This is a genomic window from Rugamonas sp. DEMB1 (assembly GCF_029834475.1).
Taxonomy (GTDB): Bacteria; Pseudomonadota; Gammaproteobacteria; order Burkholderiales; family Burkholderiaceae_D; genus Rugamonas; species Rugamonas rubra.
In genome coordinates, this window is record NZ_CP122407.1 from 5,764,730 (window position 1) to 5,787,904 (window position 23,175).

13 protein-coding genes and 6 pseudogenes are annotated in these 23,175 nt (G+C 66.6%); 3 read left to right on the forward strand and 16 right to left on the reverse strand.

What is annotated here, in order from left to right; genetic code table 11:
• Positions 1 to 7: 7 nt before the first annotated feature.
• Genes QC826_RS26540 through QC826_RS26560 form a run of 5 tightly spaced genes read right to left on the reverse strand, consistent with a single transcriptional unit; the run spans position 8 to position 5,017 of the window.
• Positions 8 to 550 carry a nitrous oxide reductase accessory protein NosL gene (locus tag QC826_RS26540; RefSeq protein WP_279763151.1) on the reverse strand — a complete coding sequence of 181 codons (543 nt, stop codon included), beginning with the start codon at positions 548 to 550 and terminating at the stop codon, positions 8 to 10.
• Positions 547 to 1,371 (reverse strand): ABC transporter permease, encoded by an 825-nt coding sequence (locus tag QC826_RS26545; RefSeq protein WP_279763152.1) that lies wholly within the window; start codon positions 1,369 to 1,371, stop codon positions 547 to 549. Before QC826_RS26545 ends, QC826_RS26540 begins: the two co-directional genes overlap by 4 nt.
• Positions 1,355 to 2,290 carry an ATP-binding cassette domain-containing protein gene (locus QC826_RS26550; RefSeq protein ID WP_279763154.1) on the reverse strand — a complete coding sequence of 312 codons (936 nt, stop codon included), beginning with the start codon at positions 2,288 to 2,290 and terminating at the stop codon, positions 1,355 to 1,357. The genes QC826_RS26545 and QC826_RS26550 overlap by 17 nt, the downstream gene beginning before the upstream one ends.
• Positions 2,280 to 3,551, reverse strand: a complete 1,272-nt coding sequence (locus QC826_RS26555) for a nitrous oxide reductase family maturation protein NosD (RefSeq protein ID WP_279766609.1) — start codon at positions 3,549 to 3,551, stop codon at positions 2,280 to 2,282. The genes QC826_RS26550 and QC826_RS26555 overlap by 11 nt, the downstream gene beginning before the upstream one ends.
• 2 nt (positions 3,552 to 3,553) lie before the next feature.
• Positions 3,554 to 5,017 carry a 4Fe-4S binding protein gene (locus QC826_RS26560; RefSeq protein WP_279763155.1) on the reverse strand — a complete coding sequence of 488 codons (1,464 nt, stop codon included), beginning with the start codon at positions 5,015 to 5,017 and terminating at the stop codon, positions 3,554 to 3,556.
• Between the two features lie 17 nt (positions 5,018 to 5,034).
• Between QC826_RS26560 and QC826_RS26565 the strand changes: the two genes are divergently transcribed.
• Positions 5,035 to 5,187 carry a hypothetical protein gene (locus QC826_RS26565; protein WP_279763157.1) on the forward strand — a complete coding sequence of 51 codons (153 nt, stop codon included), beginning with the start codon at positions 5,035 to 5,037 and terminating at the stop codon, positions 5,185 to 5,187.
• Positions 5,188 to 5,273: 86 nt separating this feature from the next.
• Here QC826_RS26565 and QC826_RS31405 read toward each other — a convergent pair.
• The 6 genes and pseudogenes from QC826_RS31405 to QC826_RS26595 all read right to left on the reverse strand — a co-directional run.
• A pseudogene (locus QC826_RS31405) lies at positions 5,274 to 5,813 on the reverse strand (4Fe-4S binding protein); the annotation flags it as partial.
• A 198-nt stretch (positions 5,814 to 6,011) separates the two neighbouring features.
• Positions 6,012 to 7,954, reverse strand: a pseudogene (nosZ, locus tag QC826_RS26575) (TAT-dependent nitrous-oxide reductase).
• A 444-nt stretch (positions 7,955 to 8,398) separates the two neighbouring features.
• Complete coding sequence (locus QC826_RS26580) at positions 8,399 to 9,331, reverse strand: TonB-dependent siderophore receptor (RefSeq protein WP_279763158.1); 933 nt, start codon at positions 9,329 to 9,331, stop codon at positions 8,399 to 8,401.
• The gene (locus tag QC826_RS26585; protein ID WP_279763159.1) at positions 9,220 to 10,962 is read right to left on the reverse strand and encodes a TonB-dependent receptor; all 1,743 of its coding nucleotides are present in this window, start codon (positions 10,960 to 10,962) and stop codon (positions 9,220 to 9,222) included. Before QC826_RS26585 ends, QC826_RS26580 begins: the two co-directional genes overlap by 112 nt.
• Positions 10,963 to 11,060: 98 nt before the next feature.
• Positions 11,061 to 12,068: a FecR domain-containing protein gene (locus QC826_RS26590; RefSeq protein ID WP_279763160.1), complete on the reverse strand. Its 1,008-nt coding sequence runs from the start codon at positions 12,066 to 12,068 to the stop codon at positions 11,061 to 11,063.
• A 4-nt stretch (positions 12,069 to 12,072) separates the two neighbouring features.
• Positions 12,073 to 12,593 (reverse strand): annotated as a pseudogene (locus QC826_RS26595) (sigma-70 family RNA polymerase sigma factor).
• A 242-nt stretch (positions 12,594 to 12,835) separates the two neighbouring features.
• Between QC826_RS26595 and yjjJ the strand changes: the two are divergent.
• Positions 12,836 to 14,188, forward strand: a complete 1,353-nt coding sequence (gene yjjJ / locus QC826_RS26600) for a type II toxin-antitoxin system HipA family toxin YjjJ (RefSeq protein ID WP_279763161.1) — start codon at positions 12,836 to 12,838, stop codon at positions 14,186 to 14,188.
• On the opposite strand, the gene QC826_RS26605 is transcribed toward yjjJ, so the two are convergent.
• Positions 14,166 to 16,118 carry an MFS transporter gene (locus QC826_RS26605; protein WP_279763162.1) on the reverse strand — a complete coding sequence of 651 codons (1,953 nt, stop codon included), beginning with the start codon at positions 16,116 to 16,118 and terminating at the stop codon, positions 14,166 to 14,168. The two genes, yjjJ and QC826_RS26605, sit on opposite strands and share 23 nt — an antisense overlap.
• Positions 16,119 to 16,985: 867 nt before the next feature.
• On the opposite strand from QC826_RS26605, the pseudogene QC826_RS26610 reads away from it, so the two are divergent.
• Positions 16,986 to 17,369 (forward strand): annotated as a pseudogene (locus QC826_RS26610) (cell filamentation protein Fic); the annotation flags it as partial.
• Between the two features lie 717 nt (positions 17,370 to 18,086).
• Here QC826_RS26610 and QC826_RS26615 read toward each other — a convergent pair.
• The 4 genes and pseudogenes from QC826_RS26615 to QC826_RS26630 all read right to left on the reverse strand — a co-directional run bounded on the left by QC826_RS26615 (position 18,087) and on the right by QC826_RS26630 (position 23,165).
• The gene (locus tag QC826_RS26615) at positions 18,087 to 18,866 is read right to left on the reverse strand and encodes an enoyl-CoA hydratase (protein ID WP_279763163.1); all 780 of its coding nucleotides are present in this window, start codon (positions 18,864 to 18,866) and stop codon (positions 18,087 to 18,089) included.
• A 95-nt stretch (positions 18,867 to 18,961) separates the two neighbouring features.
• Positions 18,962 to 20,158: an acetyl-CoA C-acyltransferase gene (locus tag QC826_RS26620; RefSeq protein ID WP_279763164.1), complete on the reverse strand. Its 1,197-nt coding sequence runs from the start codon at positions 20,156 to 20,158 to the stop codon at positions 18,962 to 18,964.
• Positions 20,159 to 20,255: 97 nt separating this feature from the next.
• Positions 20,256 to 20,755 (reverse strand): annotated as a pseudogene (locus tag QC826_RS26625) (PaaI family thioesterase).
• 11 nt (positions 20,756 to 20,766) lie between these two features.
• Positions 20,767 to 23,165 (reverse strand): annotated as a pseudogene (locus tag QC826_RS26630) (3-hydroxyacyl-CoA dehydrogenase/enoyl-CoA hydratase family protein).
• Positions 23,166 to 23,175 lie beyond the last annotated feature (10 nt).

A 23,175-nucleotide genomic window follows, 5' to 3' on the forward strand; every position in this document is an offset into this window, starting at 1 on the left:
TGGCTCCTTAGTGCGACATGCCGCTGTCGTGCATCACGCCGCCGGACAGGTCGGCCATTTCCGGCGTCACCTGTTCGAAGCGCAGCAGCTTGCCGCCGTTCTGCTGGATGAACTTGTTGGCGTCCTCGGCGCTGGAGAAGGCGCCCAGGGTCGGTCCCATCGAGCCGTGCAGCTTGCTGCCGATCACGAAGAGGGCGGTCTTGGCGGGAATCCAGTTGCCTTTCGGATGGGCCCAGTCGGTCTTGCCCATGTCCTGCACGTAGGCGCCGGCGACGGCGCGCTTTTGCTCCGGCGTGCGCAGCGTGGTGAACAGCTCCATCAGGTCGCAGAAGAAGTCGGGCTTGCCCTCGGCGTAGACGATCTGGCCTTTCGGACCGGGGAAGTCCTGCAGCAGCATACCGTCGAGCACGCAGGCGGTGTCGGCGACCGGCTCCTGTGCCACCGCCGACGGCGCGGTGTGGCTGCAAGCGCCCAGCAGGGCCAGCATCAGCAGGCCGCCCCACATTTTGCGGGAGCTTGCCGGACGGGCGGCACGTGGGGTTGAAATCATTTGAATCTCCAATTGGCGAGTAGGAAGGGGGCGACGATCCAGCTCAGCATGATGCTCAGCAGGACCAGGGGATTGGTCAGGCTGTCGGGCATCACGGTGGCCAGGCCGTACATGGTTTGCACTTGTTCGGAATTGAAAATGTTCAGCAGGCGGAACACGTCGGCCGGGTTGAGCATCAGCAGGCCGGCGAACACGCCGCTGCTCAGGGTGCCGTTGCTGAGCACCAGCAGGCCCATCAGCAACAGGTCGAAGATCAGCACGAAGAAGAACCACATGGCGATCGCCATGCCGCTGGCGCGCATGCGGTCCTGGGCGATCACCGACAGGCACAAGGCCAGGCTGAGGAAGGCCATGCCCATCAGCACGGCGCTGCCGACGAAGCCGGCGTAGTGGAACAGGTCGTCCGGCCCCAGCTGCGAGGAGAGCGGCAGCAGGCCGGCGCCGAAGCCCAGCGTGGTGGCCACGGCCAGCGCGGCGGACAGGCCGAGGAATTTGCCGAGCAGGATCTCGAAGCGGGTGATCGGCATCGACAGCAGCAGCTCCAGCGAGCCGCGCTCCTGCTCGCCGACGATGGCGTCGTAGCCGAGGATGACGGCGATCAGCGGCACCAGGTAGATCACCAGGCTGACCAGGCTGGCGATGGTGATGTCGATGCCGTGGAAGCCGACGGCGCCCTGCTGGGCCGTGCCGAAATAGGCGATGGCCAGGGCGAACAGGGCGAAGATGACGGCGACGGCCAGCACCCACCAGTTGCGCACGCGTTCACGGCATTCCTTGCCGGCCAACACGGCGACCTGGCGCCAATCAATGCGCTTGTGCATGGCGGCCTCCGTAACCGAGGAACAAGTCTTCCAGCGAAGGCTCGTGGATGGTGATGTGTTGCACCGTGCCCTGCTCGGCGAACAGCGCGGCCAGCAGCGCCACCTTCTGCGCCGGCGGGCAGGAGATGCGCACCTGGTCGCCGTGCATGGCGATGTCCAGCCCGTCCATGCCGGCCAGCGCGGCGCGCAGCGGCGCCTGGCGCGCGGCGTCCACGGTCAGTTCCAGCTGCGAGGGCATGACGCGCTGGGCGCGCAGTTGCGCCAGCGTGCCCTGGGCGGCGATGCGGCCGCTCTGCAGGATGACCAGGTGGTCGACCCGTTCCTGGATCTCGGCCAAAATATGCGAGGTGATGATGATGGTGGCGCCCTCCCCCTGCACTTCGCGCAGGGTCTGGTAAAAGTCGTGGATGCCCTGCGGGTCGAGGCCGTTGGTGGGCTCGTCGAGGAAGATCAGGTCGGGCTTGCCGAGCAGCGCCTGGGCGAAGCCGAGCCGCTGGCGCATGCCCTTGGAGTAGCCGCGCACGCGCCGGCCGGCGGCGCCGGACAGGCCGACCCGTTCCAGCAGCGCGCCGCAGGATTCCCGGCCGACCTGCTTGAGGTCGGCGAACAGGTGCAGCACCTCGAGCCCGGTCAGGTTGTCGTAGGTGACGAAGCTTTCCGGCAGGTAGCCGATGCGCCGCCGCACTTGGCGGAAGTCGCGCCCGTCGATGCGCACGCCGTGCACGCGGATCTCGCCGGCGCTGGGCGCGGCCAGCCCCAGCATCATCTTGAACAGCGTGCTCTTGCCGGCGCCGTTGGGGCCGATCAGGCCGAACATTTCGCCCGGCGCGACGGCCAGGCTGACGTCGTTCAGCGCCTCGATCTGGCCGTAGTGTTTGCTGACATGGGCGACCTCGATCGCCTTGGGTTTATTGCTCACTCCAGCGCCTCCAATCCTGATATGCGGGCCGCATGCGCGGATGCTTGTCGACAATGCTGGGCGCGCGCAGCACGGGGAACTGGCGCGCGACGAAGCGCAGCGTCTGTACCGACGGGCTGGTCATCAACAACTTGAGCAGCGGGTATTGCCAGTTGAGCCGGTCGACCACGTCGTTGGCCTCGTAGGCCACGTCGCCGATGCCGTCGTTGTTCTGGTCCCAGCCGCTGTAGTTGCTCCAGTAGTTGCCCTGCGTGCGGCCCCATTGCACGTCGCGCGAGGCGACGTATTTGATTTGTTCCTGGTTGCCGATGAAGTCGTTGCCGTCGACCAGGTTGTTGGCCGAGCCGGCGGTCAGGTGCACGCCGACGCGGTTGCCGACCACCAGGTTGCGGCGCAGCACGTTGTACTCGGCGTCGTAGATGAAGAAGCCGCGTCCGTTGCCCTGCACCACGTTGTCCTCGATGGTCGAGTCCTCGATGGTGCGCAGCATGATGCCGTGGTCGCTATTGCCCCAGGCCCGGTTGTGCCGCACGATCAGGTGGCGCACCTCCATCAGCGCCAGCCCGCCCCGGTTGCGGTAGGACTCGTTGTATTCCCAGGTGCTGTGGTTGGTGTTCATATAGTGCGTGCCGTAGCGCAGGTCGTGGATCTTGTTGCCACGGAACAGGGCGTCGGTCGACACGTCGACATAGATGCCGTCGCGGGCGAAGCTGATGTCGTTGTCGATGATCTTGGCGCCGCTGGTGTTGTAGACCTGGATGCCGTTGCCGCGCGCGGCCGACAGCAGGTCGCGCTTGCCGGTGATGGTGTTGCGTTCGACCCGGCCGTCCTTCAGGTTTTCCAGCCAGATGCCGAACAGGTTGTAGGACAGCGTGCAGTCGCGCACGGCGGCGCGGTGCGAGCCGGGCTCGAAGTAAATGCCGGCGTTCTGCGCCGTCAGGTCGCTGCCGCTGTCGCGGATGCGCAGGCCACGGATGGTCACGTCGGCCGAACGCACGCGGATCACGTCGCCCTGCTGGCCGCCGCTGATGATGGCGCGGCCGACGCCCTCCAGCGTCAGCGGCTTGTCGATCAGCAGATGCTCGAGGTATTCGCCGGCGGCCACGCGCACCGTGTCGCCCGCCTTGGCGCGCGCCACGGCGGCGGCGATCGACTCGCCCGGCGCCACCGGCAGCACGGCGGCGCCGGCGCCGGCCGTAACCAGGCCCAGCAGCAATGCCGCGACGACGGCGCGCAACTTGGGGCGGCGTGGATGTGCCATGCTCAGCTCCGCGTCCGCTGTTCGGCGGCTTTGTCGGACAGGGTCTGGCGTACGCTGTCGAGCGAGATGAAGTAGCCGGCGCCGTTGATCGCGGTCAGCGGCTGGCCGCTCTTCTCGCGCGTCTTGCGCTCCTTCACCAGCGGCGGGCAGGCGTGGTCGTCGTAGTACAAGATCATGCAGTCGAGGCATTGCATGCACTCGGTCTGGTCGATCTTGCCGGCCGCGTCGATGGCGTGCGAGCCGCAGCCGGAGGCGCAGGCGTGGCAGGTGGTGCATTCCTGTTTGCGCTTCAGGCCGAACAGGCGCAGCTTGCTGGGGATCGCCAATCCCGCCCCCAGCGGGCAGATGTATTTGCAATACGGCCGCTCGCTGAGGAACGACCACCCAAGAATAGCGCCGATGAAGAGCCAGAACGGCCAGGTGCGGTTCCACACGCCGACCAGGAAGGTGGTCTTGAACGGCTCGATCTCGGCCAGGTGCTCGGCCGTTTCCATCGAGAAGAAGGAGACGCCCAGCAACACGAAGAAGACGGCGTACTTGATCCACTTCAGCTTGTCGTGCAGGCGCTTCGGCAGCAGGCTTTGGAAGCGCTTCAGGCCGATGCGCTTGCCCAGGCTCAGCGCCAGTTGTTGCAGCGAGCCGAAGGGGCACAGCCAGCCGCAGAACACGCCCCGGCCCCACAGCGCGACGGAAATGATGATGAACCACCAGAACACGAAGATGAAGGGGTCGGACAGGAACAGCTCCCACTTCCACTGGTGCAGGATGGAGTGGAACCAGGTCATCACCTGGGTGATGCTGGGCTGCGCCTTCAGGTAGAAGCCGATGAAGCCCACGCTGGCGATCCACAGCAGGTGGCGCGGCACGGCGATCCACGGCTTGTGCTTGCGGCTGGAGCGGCGCACCAGCCAGTCGCGCCGCGAGTACATGAAGGCGGCGAAGGCGAGGACCAGGCCGAACAGCGCGATCTCGACCTTTTGGTTGGCCCAGATCGCCTTCCAGGCCGCCTGCGGCCGTTCGACGTGGGGCCGGCCGCCCTCCAGGTAGCGGGCCGGCAGCCACAGCTCCTGGTCGAAGTGGACGAAGGTCTTGATGCCGTTTTCCTTGTCCGACTTGTTGGCCAGCACGGTCAACTGCCACGGCCAGGCCGGGTTGAAGTCGGCCGAGCGGACGATGAAGATGGCCGACTCCTTGAAGGCCGGCGCGTCGGCCGGCTGCAGGTGGTAGAGGTTGAGGTAGTCGGTGTCGCGGAAGGTGAAGGTGACCGGGTCCTGGCGCACTTGGACGCGGTCGTAGATGCCGCCGCGCACGAAGCCGGAACCCTTGAACGATTCCTGGCCGGTGGCGATGATGAAGATGGCGTGCTCGTCCGGCTTCAAATCCTGCATGAGGCTGTCGTAGCCGTGCTGGCCGAGCAGGCTGATGCCGACCGCCGGCACGTTCAAATAGCCGAAGTGCAGCTCCATATAGGGCTGCGAGGGCCTTGGCGTCGACCTCGCTGGCCGGCACCAGCAGGCTCTGCACGCTGCCCTCCTTGAGCATGTCGGCCCAGCTGAGCTTGTCGCGCAGCGGCGTGAAGCGGGCCGGCGGACGCGGCGTGCTCTTGATGATGCCGACCTGGCGGCCGATCTCGTAGGCGCTGCGCGAGATCACCTGGTTCTCGGCGATGGCGGTGACGGTGGCGCCGCTGATGGCGTCCAGGCCGATGGCGCCGCCGTCCTGCTGGCCCTGGCCGATGACCAGCTTGGCGTCGGCCGACTTGCCGACGTACTGGTGGATGAATTTGAGCAGGGCCGACTCGGGGATGCCGGCCAACAAGATCGGCTCGGAGTGCTTGAGCACGCGCACGCCGCTGATGATGCCGGCCTTGTCCATGCCGATCAGGGTGACCACCGGCTTGCCCGAGTAGGCGGGGATGTCGACCACGTCGGTCGACAGGAAGACGTAGCCGACCAGGCGCTGCTTGCCGGCGTCGACGGCGTAGGCCTCGACGTAGCTGGGCGAGCCCTTGCGTTTGGAGAATTGTTGCGCCGCCGGCATGACCTCGCGGCAGGGGGCGGCCGCGCACAGGTCTTCGCCGTGCAGCAATTGCGCCGACAACTCGGCGTCGTAGACGGTGGCGCGCGCGGGCGCGGAGCCCAGCAGCGCGACGCATACCAGCAGTAAAACCAGTTGCAGCAGTTGCGCCGCCAGCGGCGCCAGCTTGGCAAATTTCGGCAGCGAGGGCTTGGCTGCGCTTCGGTGATCGTTCATCTTGTCCATCTCGGCGGATATCCTGTGATGGCGGCCGCTCGGGCCGTCTCGAAAATTCTTTCGTTCAATGCGGGCGTCCCCGCAGCAGCGGGGACATGCTTGAACAATGTTTCAAGCCCCGCCCCGCACCCCGCTGGAAGGGGTCTGACCCCGTCGGGGTCGGACCCCGGCGTCCGGGCTTGGGGTTAGGTTCGACTCAAGCTGCGCTTAGCCCTCGACCAGCAGGCGGCTGCGCATTTCCAAGTGCAGCGCGTGGCAGAAGTGGGTGCAGTAGATCCAGTAGGCGCCCGGCTTGTCGGTCTTGAAGGTGACCGACTTGGTTTCCTGCGGATTGACGATGAAGTTCACGTTGTGCGTTGGAATCGCGCAGCCGTGGGTCAGATCTTCCACCTTGTCGTGGTTGGTCAAGGTCAGCGTGACTTCGTCGCCCTTCTTCACTTTGATGATCGGCATGCTGTAGTTCGGCGCCTGCGACATCAGGAAGATCGACACCTTGTTGCCCTTGCGCTCGACGCGCGAGTCGGCCGGCGTCTTCACCGCGTTGGCGAAGTCGTCCATGTTGTAGATCTGCCGGGTCTTGACCAGGTCGCGCCGCACCATGATGCCGTCGTGCGGTTCCGGATAGGCCGTGTGGTCGGAGATCAGCTTCATCTTCTCGCCGCTGATGTTGATCAGCTGTTCGGTCTCGCTGTGCAGCGGGCCGACCGGCAGGAAACGGTCCTTGGAGAACTTGTTGCCCGAGTTGTAGTACTTGCCGTCGGCTTCCTTGGTCTCGCCCATCGACGAGTAACCGTGGCCCGGCTGGTAGTGCACGTCGATGCGGTCGACCACCACCTTGGCGGTCTTGTCGCCCTTGAAGTGGGCGATCGCCTTGTCGACGTTCCACTTGACGATCTGGCTGTCGAGGAACAGGGTGGTGTAGGCGTTGCCCTTGCCGTCGAAGGCGGTGTGCAAGGGGCCAGGCCGATTTCCGGCTCGGCGACGACGGCGTCGCGCTCCTGCTTCAGTTCGCCGGCGAACCACTTCTGCACCAGCGCCAGTTCGATCACGGTGGCGGTCGGCGACAGCTTGCCCGAGCAGACGAAGTACTTGCCGTCCGGCGAGGCGTTGACGCCGTGCGGATTCTTCGAGACCGGCACGTAGCAGGTGATCGCGGTTTTCGCATCGGGGTTGGCGGCCTTGCGACCGTCGACCACCGGCACCTTGGAGCCGCCGATGGTGGTGAACTTGCCGGCCTTGACCAGGGCCTCGATGCGGGCCACGTCGAAGAACACGCAGGCGTCGCGCTCGGCCGACATCATGCTGGCCAGGTCGGCGCCGTTCTCGACGTTGTACTGGTTGGAGGCGGCCAGTTTGCCGTCGTAGGAGGTGGCGACCAGATCCATGTTGCCGTCCACCCGCACTTGCCAGCGCACTTCCATCGAGGCGGCGTCGACGCAGGTGAACAGGCAACCCCACTTGGTCGGGTCACCCAGGTCGCGGCCGTCGTTCGGCAGCGGAATGTGGAACTCGGCGCCGCAGAAGACGCGGGTGGTGTAGTTGATCTTCGGATCGACCGGGTCGCACTTGTCGGGGAAGATGCCGTGGAAGCCCTGGATGTTGGGCAGGTCGATGATCTTGTCGCACTCCATGGTGTCCATGCGGATGCGCGCCAGGCGGCCGTGCATCTTATCGTTGATGAACAACCAGCGGCCGTCGTAGATGCCATCCTTGTAGCTGCCGTGGACGTGGTGGGTGTCGCCGGTGGTGTACTTCAGGCTGCCGTCGGCCTTGGTGCCCATGATGGCTTTGGATTCGTTGGTGATGCCCCAGCCGACCATCGGGTCGATGTTGAACACCGGAATGCGGCGCAGGGTGCGGCCGGACGGCAGGCCGAGGATGCGCGCCTCGCCGGAGTGGCCGCCGCTGGAGAAGTGGTAGTAGTCGTCGAGTTGGCCGGGCTGCACCTCGTGGCCCAGCTCGCCGCCGGCGGCCTTGGCCGATGCCGACGCGGCCGGTGCGGCGGCGCCGCCATTCTCTTTGCAGGCCGCCAGGCCGAACGAAACACCGGCCCCGGTCAAGCCCAGCAGGGCGCTCTTGCCAAGGAAGCTACGACGCGTAGCCGGTTGCGCAAGACCATCCTCGATTTGTTTTTGTGTGACCTTATCCATCAATTTTTCTCCCTAAACCACTGTCTGAAAAACCCGTTGTGCTACCCGATGTCATCGCCCCGCGCGGCGCGCAAGGCAGCCGGCCCGGACCGATAGGCAATGTAGCAACTGTATTCCCGGCAACGCGCGGGCACCATTGGCAGGACGGATGTTTCCGCAAGACAAAGTGTTTAGGGGGCTAGCCCGAAAGGACTAGGCAGCCGGGCCGGATGGACTAGGCCCGGCGCGGCCGCGCCGGCGGCCCGCGCGCGGCGCGCGGACGCGGCGCGAAGGCGCGCGGAACAATCTTCCGCCGTCCATGCCGCCGGCCGCGCCGGCCGCGCCCGGCGGCCAGGGCGATGCGCAAATCGCGCTCCGTCGTGATACAGGCGCCGACCTGGCACTAGTCATTTCGACGGAGGCGACCTCGGCGGCCGCGTCGGCGGCGCGGCCGCTGTCGGCCGCTTACAGCTTGGGTGTGAATTTCAATGTCAACATGACATTGCGCGGCTCGCCGTAGTAGTTGTTGCCGCTCGCCATGCTGTAGGCCGGCACGTAGTAGCGCTGGTCGAACAGGTTGTTGACGTTCAGCGCCAGCGCCAGCTGCGGCGAGAAGCGGTAGCCCAGGCGCGCGTTCCAGGTGGTGAAGCCGGCCACCTTGAACGAGCGGTCGAAGGCCAGCGTGTTGCTCTGCGTGCTCAGGCCGGCGCCGACGCTGAGCTTGTCCTGCGCCAGCGGCAGCTGGTAGTCGGCCCACAGGCGCAGCATGTGTTTGGGCGCCCAGGTGCTGAACACCATGTCCTGGTTGACCGGGTCGGAGAGGAACTTGGTGGTGGTGTAGGCGTAGCCGGCGAACAGTTGCAGACGGCGCGCCAGCGCGCCGCTGAGCTCGGCCTCGGCGCCCTGGCTGCGCACCTTGCCCGAGGCGCGCGAGCAGTACCAGCCGTCGCAGGCGTAGCCGGCGGCCAGGTCCTGCACGGCGCGGCCGCTGTGCTCGTAGCGGAACACGGCGGCGGAGGCGTTGACGCGGCCGTCGAGCAACTCGCCCTTGAGGCCCAGCTCGTAGTTCTTGCCGCTGATCGGGTCCAGTCCGGCGCCGGCCGCCGTGCGCTCCGATTGCGGCTCGAACACGTCGGCGTAGCTGGCGTAGGCGTTCCAGCGCGCGTCGAGCGCGTAGACCAGCCCGGCGTACGAGGTGAACTTGCTATCGACCTGTTTGCGCGTCTCGCTGCCCGGCGTGGCGTACAGCTCGTCGTACCAGCTGAAGCGGCCGCCCAGCACCGCCGTCAACGGCGCCGCCAGCTTGGCGCTCCAGGTGCCGTACAGGCCTTCTGGTAGATCGCGTAGCTGCTCGGGTGGGCGCCGCCCTTGGCGGCGATGCTGGCCACGTTCTGCCACGGCCGCTGGTGGTCGATGTGGAAGATGTTGCCGCCCCCGCTCCAACTGCGCGCGTACTTGTCGGTCGACTGGTAGCGCGAGTAGTTGGCGCCGACCATCACCGTGTGCTCCAGCGCCAGCGCCTCGAAGCTGCCGCGCAGATAGCTGTCGACGCCGAGCTTGCGGCTGTCGAAGTCGACGGCGAAGTCGCCGAAGTTGACGCCGCCGCCGTCGGCCGCCGGCACGCCGGCCATGCGCTGGTGCGCCGAGCTGTTCTGCTCGTTCATGCCGATGGCGGCGAACTTGAACGACCACTTGTCGTTGAAGCGGTGGCCCAGGTCGAGGAACAGATTGGTCTGCTCGCTGTCGGCTTGGTTCCAGTCGGCGCCGGTGTAGGTCGAACGGGGCAGGCCGAGGTCGCCGCCGCCGGCATAGCGCGGCAGGCCGATCAGCATCGGCCGGGCCTTGCCGCTGACCCGGCTCAGGCCGACGCCGACGGTGGTGTCGCGGCCCAGGTCGAAGTCCAGCGCGGCGTAGGCGGCGTGGTTGCGGCTCCACACCGAATCGACGAAGGAGTGGCCGCGCTCCTCGTCAAGCACGACACGGCCGCGCAGCGTGCCCTCGGCGTTCAGCGGACCGCCGGCGTCGAGCTGCAGGCCGTAGCGGTCCCACGAGCCGGCCCGGGCGCTGAGGGCGACGCTGCGCTCGGCCTGGCCGCGCTTGCGCACCAGGTTGACGGCGCCGCCCGGGCTGCCGGTGCCCTGCAGCAGGCCGGCGGCGCCGCGCAGCACCTCCATGCGGTCGTTGAAGGCCATGCCCTCGCTCGCCCAGTTGCCCAGCGCGTAGGTGTTGCGCGGCATCGGCACGCCGTCGTACTGCCACTGGTCGATCTGGAAGCCGCGCGCGCTGATCACCACGCCCGGTCCGACGCCCTGCGCGCCGACCACGCCGGTGACGTTGTTGGCGGCCGTGCGCAGGTCGCCGATGCCCTGGTCGTCCATGCGCTGGCGCGTCAGCACGCTGAGCGACTGCGGAATCTCCTTCATCGCCTGCTCGCCCCGGCCGATGGTGACCACGCTGGCCGTGTAGGCGCCGCTGCCCTCGGTGGTGGCGCTGCGTTCAAGCTGGGCGGTGATGGTGACGCTGGCCATGGTTTGCAGCGGCGCCGGCGCGGCGCCGGCCGCAGCTGCCGCGCCGGCGGCGCCGACGCGCTCCAGCGCGTAGTAGCCGTTGGCGGCGCGCACGGCCTGCAGGCCGTGGCCCTTGAGGATCTCGGCAAAGCCTTCGGCCACCGTGTAACTGCCGTTCAGGCCGGCACTGGCCTTGCCGGCGGTCAGCGCGGCGTCGACCGCCAGCTCGATGCCGGCGGCGCCGGCGAAACGGTTCAGGGTCTGGTCCAGCGAGGCCGGCGCCAGCTTGAAGCTATGGCGTGGCTGCGCCGCTGTTGGTGCCGGCGTCTGCGCCTGTGCCGACGCCGGCGTCCGGCCGGCCGGCGTGGCGGCGCCCTGGGCGTGGGCGGGGCCGCCGGCCGCCAGCGCCAGGCCCGACGTCAGGCCCAGGCACAGCAGCGTCCTGGCCGCGCCGGCGATGGCGGTGGGCCGCAAGCCCTGTTGTGTACGGGTGGAAATTGATGCTGCGGTGCGCTGCTCCATGGTGCCCTTTCGTGTGCGGAGTGTGATGTCTGTCCCTAAGCTTTCCGAACGAACAGGCGAAACCCTCAATCGACGGGCAGACTATTTTTGCGGCGGCCTCAAGCACCCCGGCGCGGCGCGACGTTGACCCAGTAGCGGGTGCGGTAGGACAGCTGGAGCGGCAGGCCGGCGGCCAGGCTCTGCAACGCCCGGTCGGTGTCGCGTAGCGAGTAGACGCCGCTGACCCTCAGCCCGGCGACGGTGGGATCGCAGCGCACGATGCCGGCGCGGTAGCGGCCCAGCTCGGCCAGCAGCTGGTCCAGCCGCATCCGCTCGGCCACCAGCACGCCGCGCGACCAGGCGCCGCTGTTGTCGCCGGCCGGCTGCGGCGCGTCAACCTGGTCGACGGAAAACTCGCTCCGGCTGCCGGCGTCCAGCCGCGTGGCGGCGGCCGCGCCGGCGCCACGCGGCCGGATCTCGACGGCGCCGCGCAGCACGGCGACGCTGCTGCGCCCGTCCATCTGGCGCACGACAAACTCGGTGCCCAGCGCGCGCACCGCGCCCTGCCCGCTGTGGACCACGAAGGGCCGATGGACGGCGGCCGGGTCCGGCGCCGTCGTCACCAGGATCTCGCCGGCCTTCAGCACGACGCGCCGCTCGCCGCCGCTGAAGACGACGTCGATGGCGCTGCCGGTGTTGAGCACGACGACGCTGCCGTCCGCCAACTCGACGCGGCGGATCTCGCCGCGCGCGCTGCGGTAGTCGGCCGTGGCCCACTGCCACGGCTCGCTCTGGCCGGCCAGCTGCCAGGCGCCGCCGACGGCGATGCCCAGGCCCAGCACGCGCAAGGCCTGGCGCCGCCCCGCCGCCGGCTGGCGCGGCATGCCACGCAGCGCGGCGCGCGCGGCCGGGTCCGGCACGGCGGCGAACTTCTCCTCCATCAGTTGCAGACGTTGCCAAGCCTCCTCATGCTCGGGCCGTTGCGCGCGCCACCGGGCGCAGCCGGCGCGGTCGGCCTCGCTGACGCTGTCCGACCACAAGCGCGCCATCCACTGCACGGCCTGGCGCACCATGGCGGCGTCGATGGCAAGGGGGGCGGCTGGCTCGGTCGGTTCGCTGTGGCGCATGGCGTCAACGGCCGTCGTGGTAGAGCGCGCTGTAGCAGGCCAGCAGGCCGGCGGCGATGTACTTCTCCACCGACGAGACGGAAACGGCCAGCTCGGCGGCGATGTCGCGGTAGCTCAGTCCGTCCAGCTTGCACAGCAGCAGCGCCCGGCGCGCCTTGGGCGGCAGCGTGCTGAGGATGGCGTCCAGCTCGACCAGCGCCTCCAGCGCCAGCGCGCGCGCCTCGGCCGACGGCGCCTGCTCCGCCGGCACGAAAGCGAAGGCTCCAGATAGGCCGCCTCCAGCTGGCGACGGCGCAACAGGTCGATCATCAGGCCCTTGGCCACCTGCCGCAGATAGCGGCGCGAGTCCTCGGCCGACGGCCGGGTGCCGGCGTGCAGGATGCGCACATAGGTGTCGTGGGCCAGGTCGGCGGCGTCCCAGGCGTTGCCCAGCCGGGCGCGCAACCACTGCCGCAGCCAGCTGCTGTGCTCGCTGTACAGGGATTCCAGCGGATAGGACGGGACGGGGTCGGACAAGGCGGCCATGCGGAGATTTCAAATGAAAATGAGAACCATTCTCATTATAGACGAAAACCGTGGCCTTGCGCGGCCGGAAATCCGCGCCGCCCTCCGCTGCCGGATTTTCCATCCAGTTTTCTATTCACATTTCTATTCACATTTCTATTCATATTTCCATTCATTTCCTCTACCTTTTGGTAATTAGATGCTTTACCTAAAGGTAATCCGCAGTAGAATTGGCACTCCGATTTCTATTCATTCAACTCCCCATGGCACGCCAAGACAACTTGATCGAACTGCAGCGCCTGCTCAAGGAGGGGCCAAGGGAGACGGCCGGCTTGCTGGCCGACCTGAGGATCAGCCAAGCCACTTTTTCCCGCCTCTGGAGCGGCGTGCAGAACGGCGTCGCCCTCGGCGCGACCCGGCGGCGGCGCTACGCGCTGCGGCGGCAGATCCCCGGCGTCCCCTCGCCGCTGCCGCTGTTCCGCGTCGCGGCGGACGGACGGGCCGCGCCGCTGGGGCAGCTGGAGCTGCTGGAAGGTGGTTGCTACGCGCTGACCTTTCCGACGGGGCACGACTACCTGCTCTTCCAGGGCATGCCCTACTTCCTGCGCGATTTGCGCCCGCAAGGCTTCCTGGGCCGCCTGGAGCCGGCGAAGAACAAGGATCTGGATTTGCCCGACGACATACTGCGTTGGAGCGACGAGCATGTGCTCAAGTACCTGAGCAGGCGCAGCGAGCACGCGCCCGGCGACATCGTCGTCGGCAACGAGTCGTATGCGCGCTTGCTCGCGCCTGCGCCGGACGGGGAGAACGCGGTGCTGGCCGCGGCGCGGCGGCGGGCGCGCTATCCCCGTCTCGCCGAGCAAGCCATGCAGGGCGACCCGCCGGGCTCGTCCGCCGGCGGCGAGCAACCCAAGTTCACCCAGACCGTCGCACGGGACGACGGGCGGATCGAACACGTCATCGTCAAGTTCTCGCCGCGCACCGACAGCGCCGGCGGCCGGCGCTGGGGCGACCTGCTGGTCTGCGAGCATCTCGCCCTCGACACGCTGCGCCGGCACGGCATCGCCGCAGCCACGACCAGCCTCGTCGAGGCCGAGCAACGCGTCTTCCTCGAGGTGGTGCGCTTCGACCGCAGCGGCAGGAACGGCAGGCTGCCGATGCTCACCTTCGCCGCCATGGACGGCGAGCTGGGCATGCTCGAGCAAAGCTGGAGCGCCGCCGCCAGGGAACTGGGGCGGCAAAACCTGCTGTCGCCGGCCGACCGGCGCACGGTGGAGATCCTCGACCTGTTCGGCGCGCTGATCGGCAACACCGACCGGCACCACGGCAATATCGCCGCCGCCTGGGCGCTCAAGGGGCCGCTCCGCCTGCTGCCCTGTTACGACATGCTGCCGATGCTGTACCGGCCGAACCAGCACGGCGAGGTGGTGCCGCGCGAATGGGCCGCCGCCTCGGTGCGCAAGCTCGAACTCGGCCATCTCGAACTCTGCTTCGCGATGACCCAGGACTTCTGGCAGGCGGTGTTCGACGAGCGGCGCATTTCGGACGAGTTCAAGCAGGTGACGGCAAGGCATGTCGCGCTGATGAACCAGCTCAACCCCCGTCCCTTGCGCTAGGCGCGGCGGCCCGGTCTGTCGTTGCCGGCATCAAAATCTGCCGCAGCGTCTTCGGCACGGCCTCCATCCGCCGATACCAGTGGTGCAGGGTCTCCGCCGCGACCGACTGGCGGATGTAGCGGTGCCAGATGAACGCCAGATCGAACACCAGGATGCCCAGCCACCACAGGTAGAGGAAGGCGGCGCCGGCCAGCACCAGCGGCCACACCGGCTGCGGGTCTTGGCGGTCCGTCGCGACGATCTGTAGCACCACCAGCAGCAGCACCGCCACCGCGCCCGCCGCCACCAGCGCGCGCCGGCCGCGCCGGCGGTTGCGCGTGAGCACCCAGCCGGAGCAGGCCAGCAGGGCCGCGATGCCCAGCAGAACACCCTTGCCGAACACCACCGCGTCGCCGGGCGGCGGCAGCGCCGCGTAGGCGGCGGCCGGCAACAGCAGTTGCAGCAGCATCTGGACAATGGTTGCCAGCGCCAAGGCGACCGGCTCGGGCAGCCACAGCCAGTACAGGCCGGCCATCGCCAGGCCGAACAGCACGGGCAGCCACAACCACTTCCACCAGCGGTTGACCAGCCGGGGCACGCGCGCGACAACGGTCACGCCGAGCAGCAGGCCGCCCAGGCAGAACACCGTGCGGGTGAGCAGCAGGATCAGCTCGAGGGCGAGGGCGGGAACCCCCTCCAGATAGATCAACAACGCCTTGAACAGCAGGAACACCGCCGCCAGGTGCAGCGCCGCGCTGAGCAGATACGGCAGCGCCGTGCTGACCGCGCCCACCAGCGCCCTGCCCCGCGGCTTGTCCTTGACCTCCTCGCCCAGCACCACGCTGCGGATGAAGTGGTCGAACACCGCGTTGTCGGTCCAGTAGTCCTTGTGCGCCTTGCCGGGCAGCCAGTAGCGGCTGAAGCCGAAGTCGTCGCGCTCGGGGTCGGAGGCGAAATCGAAGGCCTGGCAGCCGGTCTTGTCGAGGTAGGTCTTGGCGGTGTCGAGCTTGAAGCCGATCGGGTCGCCGTGGTCGTAGTAGTTGCGCCATTTGATCTTGTGCTCCAGCCGGCGCGCGGCGGGATTGAGCCCGCTCCACATCTGCGGCCACAGCACCAGATGCTTGTCGATCGGCGAGCCGATCGTCATGAAGCCGCGCAGCGCCAGGATCCAGTCGGTCGAGACCACCTTGTCCTCGTTGGTCGGGTCGTCCGGGTCGGCCACCTGGCTCGCCTGCGCGCTCGACAGCGCCTCCAGCATCGCCAGCAGGGCCACCACCGTGCCCTCGCTGTGCGCCACCACGTAGACCTCGGGCGCGCCCTGGCAGGCCTGGATGACGTCGTGCATGGCCTTGTGGAAGCGGTAGACGATGCGCTCGCGGAAGAAGCGGAACTCGGCCACCACCTGCACGTCGCCGACGTACTCGCGCAGCACCGGCGCCAGGTCGAACTTGAACAGGCCCATCTTGTCGGCGAGGAACAGCAGGTTCTCCAGCACCGCCACGGTCTCGACGATCTCCTCGACCACGGCGGCGCCGAGCTGGAAGTCGGCCTGGTCGAGCCGGGGCGCGGCGGCGTCGACCTTGCCGTAGGCCGCCTCGGCGCGGCTGACCACGGTGCGGCCCCAGGCCTTGATCTCCTCCAGCGTGTCGCTGTCCTTGTCGACCTTTTTCGGGATGTCGGCCCAGAACACCTCGGCGAAGCCGATCTTATCGAGCGTGTCGCCGGCCGGCACGTCGAGCTGGCTGACCTTGACCTGGCCGACCTTGTCGACGTAGAAGAAGCCGAGCGGCATCAGCGCCACGCGCGGCTTGGAGTGGGCGCTGAACTGGGTGGTGACGCGGCGTATGGTCTCGCTGCGCTGCTGGCTGCCGACGCCGTGGATGGCGACGATCACCTTGTCCATCGTGCGCAGCGCCGCTTGGGCGCCGCCTGCTGCGGCCGATTCTGCCATGGGACTTCCTCTTCGTGTGTAGGTGGCTCGATGCCGTGCGCCGCCGCTGGCCGGCGCGGTAATCAAATTAGCATTGTTGAGATATTTTCCACCAAAATACGATCGAGCCCACACTTTCTCACCAATATTCAACGTTGTCGCGGCTCGATGTGAACGAGCACGCACTTTACGGACGCGGCCCAAGCAGAAAGCGTTCTGCACTCATCATTCCGCCGTTCCGGCCGAGTAGTTCGTAAGAAAAAGGTCGAAGCCGTAAGAAAATCCGCGCTAAACTCAAAAAAATACAGATTTTCTCAATCGGGTGTAAAAAAAATGATGGCCATCGGCTACGAATTTCTTCGTACATCCTTGCAGCTCGCGGCCTTCCCGCCCGTCCGGCCCGCATATATCCGGCCGGTTACTCGGGTCGAGGACTCGGGCAACACCTTGGCGGTACCGCGCCAAGTTGCACCGGCTGGCATCGATCCCCTGTCGCATGTGCTCTTCGCATTAAAACATGAGGGGACCAATTTGCAGGTGCTGGCCGACGCGCTGCCCAGAATCTCGGCCGAGGACATGATCGCTGAACTCAATAATTCGCCGTCCGGGGCCTACATTCGTCTTGCCTGCTACCTATGGGAAGAGTTCAGCGGCCGCCTACTGGCCCCCATCCCAAGCATCGGAGGACCGGCGCACCCCCTGTTCGACCCCGAGCGCTACGTGACCGGCCCCGTTGTGCGCAACGCCCGCTGGCGCGTCTTGTTCAACGGCATCGGCTCCATTCGATACTGTGCCACAGTGCGGCGTACGGCCGCGATCCAGACCGCCATCGAATCGAACATCCTGAACCGTACCAAACAATTCATTGCGTCGTTGGGTGCCGGCCTGATGGACCGTGCGCTAGCTTGGGCGTATCTACACGAAACGGACTCCTCCTTCGCGATCGAACGGGAGGTGCCATCGGAGGACAAGGCGCGCGCCTTCGTCGATCTCTTGCGCCAAGCGCACGAGCCCCGAGCGCTCAGCGAGGAGTACCTGGTCGAGCTGCAGAACGCGGCCCTCAGCAATCCCTACAACCGCGCGGCCGCCTTCCGCTCGGAGCAGAACTGGCTTGCCGGGCCGGGCCGAGGCGCCCTTGCGGTGACCTATCTGCCACCGCCGCCCGGGCTCGCGCGCGAGCTGATGAGCGAACTCACGGCACTTGCTGCGACGGCGCCCAAGGTGGTCGATCCCATCGTCGCGGCATCGGTGATCGCCTTCGGTTTTGTCTTCATCCACCCGTTCATGGACGGCAACGGTCGCCTCTCCAGGTTCCTGTTCCACCACGCCCTCTGCCAATCGGGCCAGTTGGAAAAGGGCTTGCTCCTGCCCGTGTCGGTCGCGATGAAACGCCATGAGGCCGACTACCTGACGACCTTGCAACAGTACTCGCGGCAAGTGCGCGAGCGCTGGGGTGTGCGCTGGATCGACGAAGGACAATACGACTTCACCTTCCAAGGGACGCCGGCAATCTACCGTTACTGGGATGCGACGCCAAGTGTGGAATTCGGCTACCGGATGGCCGAGCAGGCGCTGGAAATCGAGTTACGCCAGGAAACCGAATTTATCGCACGGTATGATCGTATCGCGCGGGCCGTCGACGCGGCATTCGACGTGCGCGGCAGCGAGCTGGCCGCGCTGATCCGCTGCTGCTTGGATAACGGCGGGGTACTGTCGAAAAAACGCCGCAAGCAGTTTGCCGCTCGCGTCCCCGAGAAAGTTTTCGACTGCATTGAGAGGGAGGCCAAAGCCGCCCAAGAAGCGGCGGACGCCGGTTCGGGGGAAGCGGACGGAGCGGCGCAGGGCCCGGCTGAACCGGCCGGAAAAATGGGGCCGTGCGGTACAAACGCATGCACGGCGGTTGAGGACGCCTGCATGCCCACTGTCGCCCCCCCCCCCCCCAACATCCGCGTCACTTTACGCGAAGGGTTGACATACCGCTGCCGCCCCTCAGGCGAACTTGGAAAAATCCGGCTTGCGCTTCTCGAAGAAGGCGGTGAAGGCTTCCTTGGCCTCGGGCGCGGCCAGCATGGCGCCGAAGAACTTGTTCTCGTCGACCATCTGCTGGCTGATGGCGCCGTTGCGGCCGGCCTTCATCAGTTGCTTGGTGGCGCGCACCGAGCTGGCCGGCAGGGCCACCAGCTTGGCCGCCTGGCGCAGCGCGAAGGGCAGCAGTTCGTCGATCGGCAGCACCTTCGACACCAGGCCCATGTCCAGCGCCTCCTGCGCCAGGAAGGCCTCGCCCAGCATCAGCTTCTCGGCCGCGCGCGGGTAGCCGGCGATCTGCGCCAGCAGCAGGCTGGAGGCGAACTCGGGGCACAGGCCCAGTTGCACGAAGGGCATCGAGAACTTGGCGTTGTCGGCCGCGTAGACCAGGTCGCAGTGCATCAGCAGCGTGGTGCCGATGCCCACCGCCGCGCCGGCCACCGCCGCCACCACCGGCTTCTTGGCGCCGCTCAGCGCCAGCATGAAGCGGTACACCGGGCGGTCCTCGATGGCCACGCCGTCCTGCGGCCGCGAGCTCTTCATGAAGTCGTCCAGGTCGTTGCCGGCGGTGAAGATCTCCGACTTGCCGATGATCAGGATGGCGCGCACGGCGCCGTCCTGCTCGCCGTCGACGATGGCCTCGGCCATGCTCTGGTACATCGCCGAGGTGATCGCGTTCTTGCGGTCCGGGCGGTTGAATTCGATCGTCAGGATGCCGTCGGCCTTGCTGCTCAAAATGTCCATCTTGTCTCCGTCTGCGCTGCAATGCGCGCCAAAATAAGGAAAGGGCGCCGGGAAATTTCCGCAGCGCCCTTGTGTTTTTCTACACTATAGCCGATTTATACGCGCTCGAAGATCCCCGCCGCGCCCATGCCCGCGCCGACGCACATGGTGACCATGCCGTACTTCAGGTTGTTGCGGTGCAGAGCGTGGATCACGGTGGCGGCACGGATCGCGCCGGTCGCGCCCAGCGGGTGGCCCAGGGCGATCGCGCCGCCCATCGGGTTGACCTTCGATGGGTCCAGGCCCAGGTCGCCGATCACCGCCAGCGCTTGCGCGGCGAAGGCTTCGTTCAGCTCGATCCAGTCCAGCTGGTCCTGGGTGATGCCGGCCTGCTTGCAGGCTTCCGGGATGGCGAACTTGGGACCGATGCCCATGATTTCCGGTGGCACGCCCTTGACGGCGAACGAGGAGAACTTGGCCAGCGGGGTCAGGTTGTGCTCGCGCAGGAATTTCTCGGAGACGATCAGCAGCGCGCCGGCGCCGTCCGACATCTGCGAGCTGTTGGCGGCGGTGACCGAGCCCTTGGCGGCGAACACCGGCTTGAGCTTGCCCAGCGATTCGACGGTCGAATCGGCGCGCGCGCCCTCGTCGGTGTCGACGGTGCGGGTCTTGATGTCGATCTGGCCGGTGGCCAGGTTCGGCGTGCGGGTGATGATCTCGACCGGGGTGGTCTCGGCCTTGAAGAAACCGGCCTGTTGCGCGGCGATGGCGCGGCGGTGCGATTCGACGGCGAAGGCGTCCTGCGCTTCGCGCGAGACTTTCCATTGCTGTGCGACTTTTTCCGCGGTCAGACCCATGCCGTAGGCCATGCCGACGTTTTCGTCGGTGAACATGTTCAGGTTCATCGATGGGTGGTGGCCCATCATCGGCACCATCGACATCGATTCGACGCCGCCGGCGATCATCGCGTCGGCTTCGCCGACGCGGATGCGGTCAGCGGCCATGGCGATGGCGGTGATGCCCGAGGCGCAGTAGCGGTTGACGGTGACGCCGCCGATGGTCTTCGGCAGGCCGGCCAGCAGCACCGATTGGCGGGCGATGTTGAAGCCCTGTTCGGCTTCCGGGAAGGAGCAGCCGATGATGGCGTCGGTGATCAGCGACGGGTCCAGGCCCGGCGCCTGCGCCATGGCCGATTGCAATACGCGCACCAGCAGGTCGTCCGGGCGGGTGGTCTTGAACATGCCGCGCGGCGCCTTGCCGATCGGGGTGCGGGTGGCGGAGACGATGTATGCGTCTTGAAGTTGTTTGCTCATTTTATTCTTTCAAAAATTTTTGATCGAAGTTCTGTCGAAGTTCTGTCGAATTGCTGCGTAACCTAGGGGAATGCGCCGTGGCGGGCGCGCCGGGGAATCAGGCGCGCTTCTCGGACAAGTACCAGTCCACCTGCACCTGGGCGGCCAGCGTGCCGGCCGCGTCGAAAATGTCGACCTCGACCGGGAAGGCCACCTTGCCCTGCTCCTTGAGCTCGGCCTTCAGCGCGGCCAGGTCGCCCGGCACGCGCCCTTCGGCGCGGGTGGCGCCCTTGGCCACCTTCTGGTACTGGATGCGCGATTCCTTGGCGACCGGGCGCAGGCCCAGGATCAGCTCGGCGAAGCCGCCCGCCATGGCCGCGCCCGAGGCCGTTTCGGCCAGGGTGAACAGCCCCCGGCGTGCTGCGTGCCCAGGTGGTTATTCAGCTTGGGGCCTTCCGGCATCGACACCTTGGAGGTGCCGGCGCCGATCTCGTCGATCTTGATCCCCAGCAGGCGCACGAAGGGCAGAGTGTCCATCATTTGTTGCTTGATACGTTCATACACCATGCTTGGCCTCACGCGCAAAAGTACTTTGAATACCAGGGACAGGATCGACATGACCTGGACGATTAGTTGCGCACCGGCTTGCCGGTTTGCATCATGCCCATGATCCGCTCTTGCGACTTAGGATGGTTCAGCAACTCCAGGAAGGCCTTGCGTTCCATGTCGAGGAACCACTGCTCGGAGACGAAGCTGCCCTGGTCGATGTCGCCGCCGGAGACGATCTCGGCGATCATCTCGCCCAGCTTGAAGTCGTGCGCCGAGATGAAGCCGCCGTCGCGCATGTTGACCAGCTGGGCCTTGATGGTGCCGTAGCCGTAGCGGCCGGTGACCTGCACCGGTGCCTTCATCGGCGGACGGTAGCCCTTGTCGAACATGGCGCGCGCTTCAACTTTCGCCACGTGCAGCAGCTCGTAGGCGTTGAAGACGATGACATCGTCTTCCTTCAGGTAACCCATGGCCTGGGCTTCCAGCGCCGATTTCGACACGTTGGCGGTGGCCGCGTTGGTGAAGCCGGTTTTCAGGAATTGCAGGATGTCGCTGCCCTTGGATTCCTTGAAGGCGCGCACGGCCGCCTCTTTCAGGCCGCCGCCGGCGGGGATCAGGCCGACGCCCACTTCGACCAGGCCGATGTAGGATTCGATCGAGGCGACACGCTTGGAGGCGTGCAGCGCCATTTCGCAACCGCCGCCCAGGGCCAGGCCGGCAACGGCGGCCACCACGGGCACGTTCGAGTATTTCATCGCCATGAAGGTGTCTTGCAGTTCACGGATGATCGGGTCGACCGCCTTGGCGCCGCCCTGCATGAACGCGGGCAGTGCCGATTGCAGGTCGGCGCCGGCCGAGAAGGCGCCGCCTTCGGCCGCGTCGGCGCTCCAGATCACCAGCCCTTGAAGTTCTTGGCGGCTTCTTCCAGCGCCAGTTTCAGGCCCTTGATGACGCCGTCGCCGATGACGTGCATCTTGGTTTTCAGCGAGATCACCAGCACCTCGTCGCCCGAGTGCCACAGGCGTACCGAGTCGTCCTCGAAGACGGTGGTGCCGGCGGTCTTGCCGTCGGCCACGCCGGCGCCGAACACCGGCGCGCGGAACTGTTGACGCTCGTACACGGCCAGCGTCGAACGCGGCACGAACGATTTGCTGATGGCCGAGTACGAACCCTCGGGGGTGTGCACGCCGCCTTTTTCAGCGACCGGACCTTCGAAGACCCAGCTCGGCAGCGGCGCGTTGCACAGCGCGTGGCCGGCGTCGATGTCTTCCTTGACCCAGGTGGCCACTTGCGACCAGCCGGCCGCCTGCCACGTTTCGAACGGGCCGACGTTCCAGCCGAAGCCCCAACGCATGGCGAAGTCGATCTCGCGGGCGTTGTCGGCCACGGTGTCGAGGTGGATGGCGATGTAGTGGAAGGCGTCGCGGAAGATCGCCCACAGGAACTGCGCCTGTGGGTTGGTCGATTCGCGCAGGGCCTTCATTTTCTTGACCGGATCTTTTTCCTTCAGGATGCGGGCGACGATGTCGGCAGCCTTGCCGCCGCCGGCGACGTACTCACCGGTGGCGAAGTCCAGGCGTTGGATTTCCTTGCCGACTTTTTTGTAGAAACCGGCGCCGGTCTTTTGGCCCAGCGCGCCTTTTTCAACCAGCTTGGCCAGCACGGCCGGGGTCTTGTAGACGGCGGCGAACGGGTCGTTCGGCAGGTAGTCCTGCATCGTCTTGATCACATGGCCCATGGTGTCCAGGCCGACCACGTCGGCGGTGCGGAAGGTGCCCGACTTGGCGCGGCCCAGCTTGGCGCCGGTCAGGTCGTCGACCACGTCGCAGCTCAGACCGAACTTCTCGGCTTCGTGGACGATCGCCAGGATGCCGAACACGCCAACGCGGTTGGCGATGAAGTTAGGGGTGTCCTTGGCGCGCACGACGCCCTTGCCCAGGGTGGTGGTCAGGAAACCTTCCAGCTGGTCGGCGATTTCCGGCTTGGTGGCGGCGGTCGGGATGATCTCGACCAGGTGCATATAGCGCGGCGGGTTGAAGAAGTGCACGCCGCAGTAGCGCGATTTCAGGTCGGCGTCGAAACCTTCGGACAGCGTGGTGATCGACAGGCCCGAGGTGTTCGAGGCGAAGATGGCGTTCGGCGCGATGTGCGGCGCGACCTTCTTGTACAGGTCGTGCTTCCAGTCCATGCGCTCGGCGATGGCTTCGATGATCAGGTCGCAACCGGCCAGCAGGTCCAGATTGTCTTCGTAGTTGGCCACCTCGATCAGCGCGGCGTGGTCCTTGTTGCCCAGCGGCGCAGGCGAGAGCTTTTTCAGGTTTTCGATGGCGCGCAGCACGATGCCGTTCTTCGGACCTTCCTTGGCCGGCAGATCGAACAGGACCACAGGCACTTTAGCGTTGATGCAATGGGCGGCGATTTGCGCACCCATCACGCCGGCGCCCAGGACGGCTACTTTTTTAACGATGAAATTGGTCATGGTTTTCCTC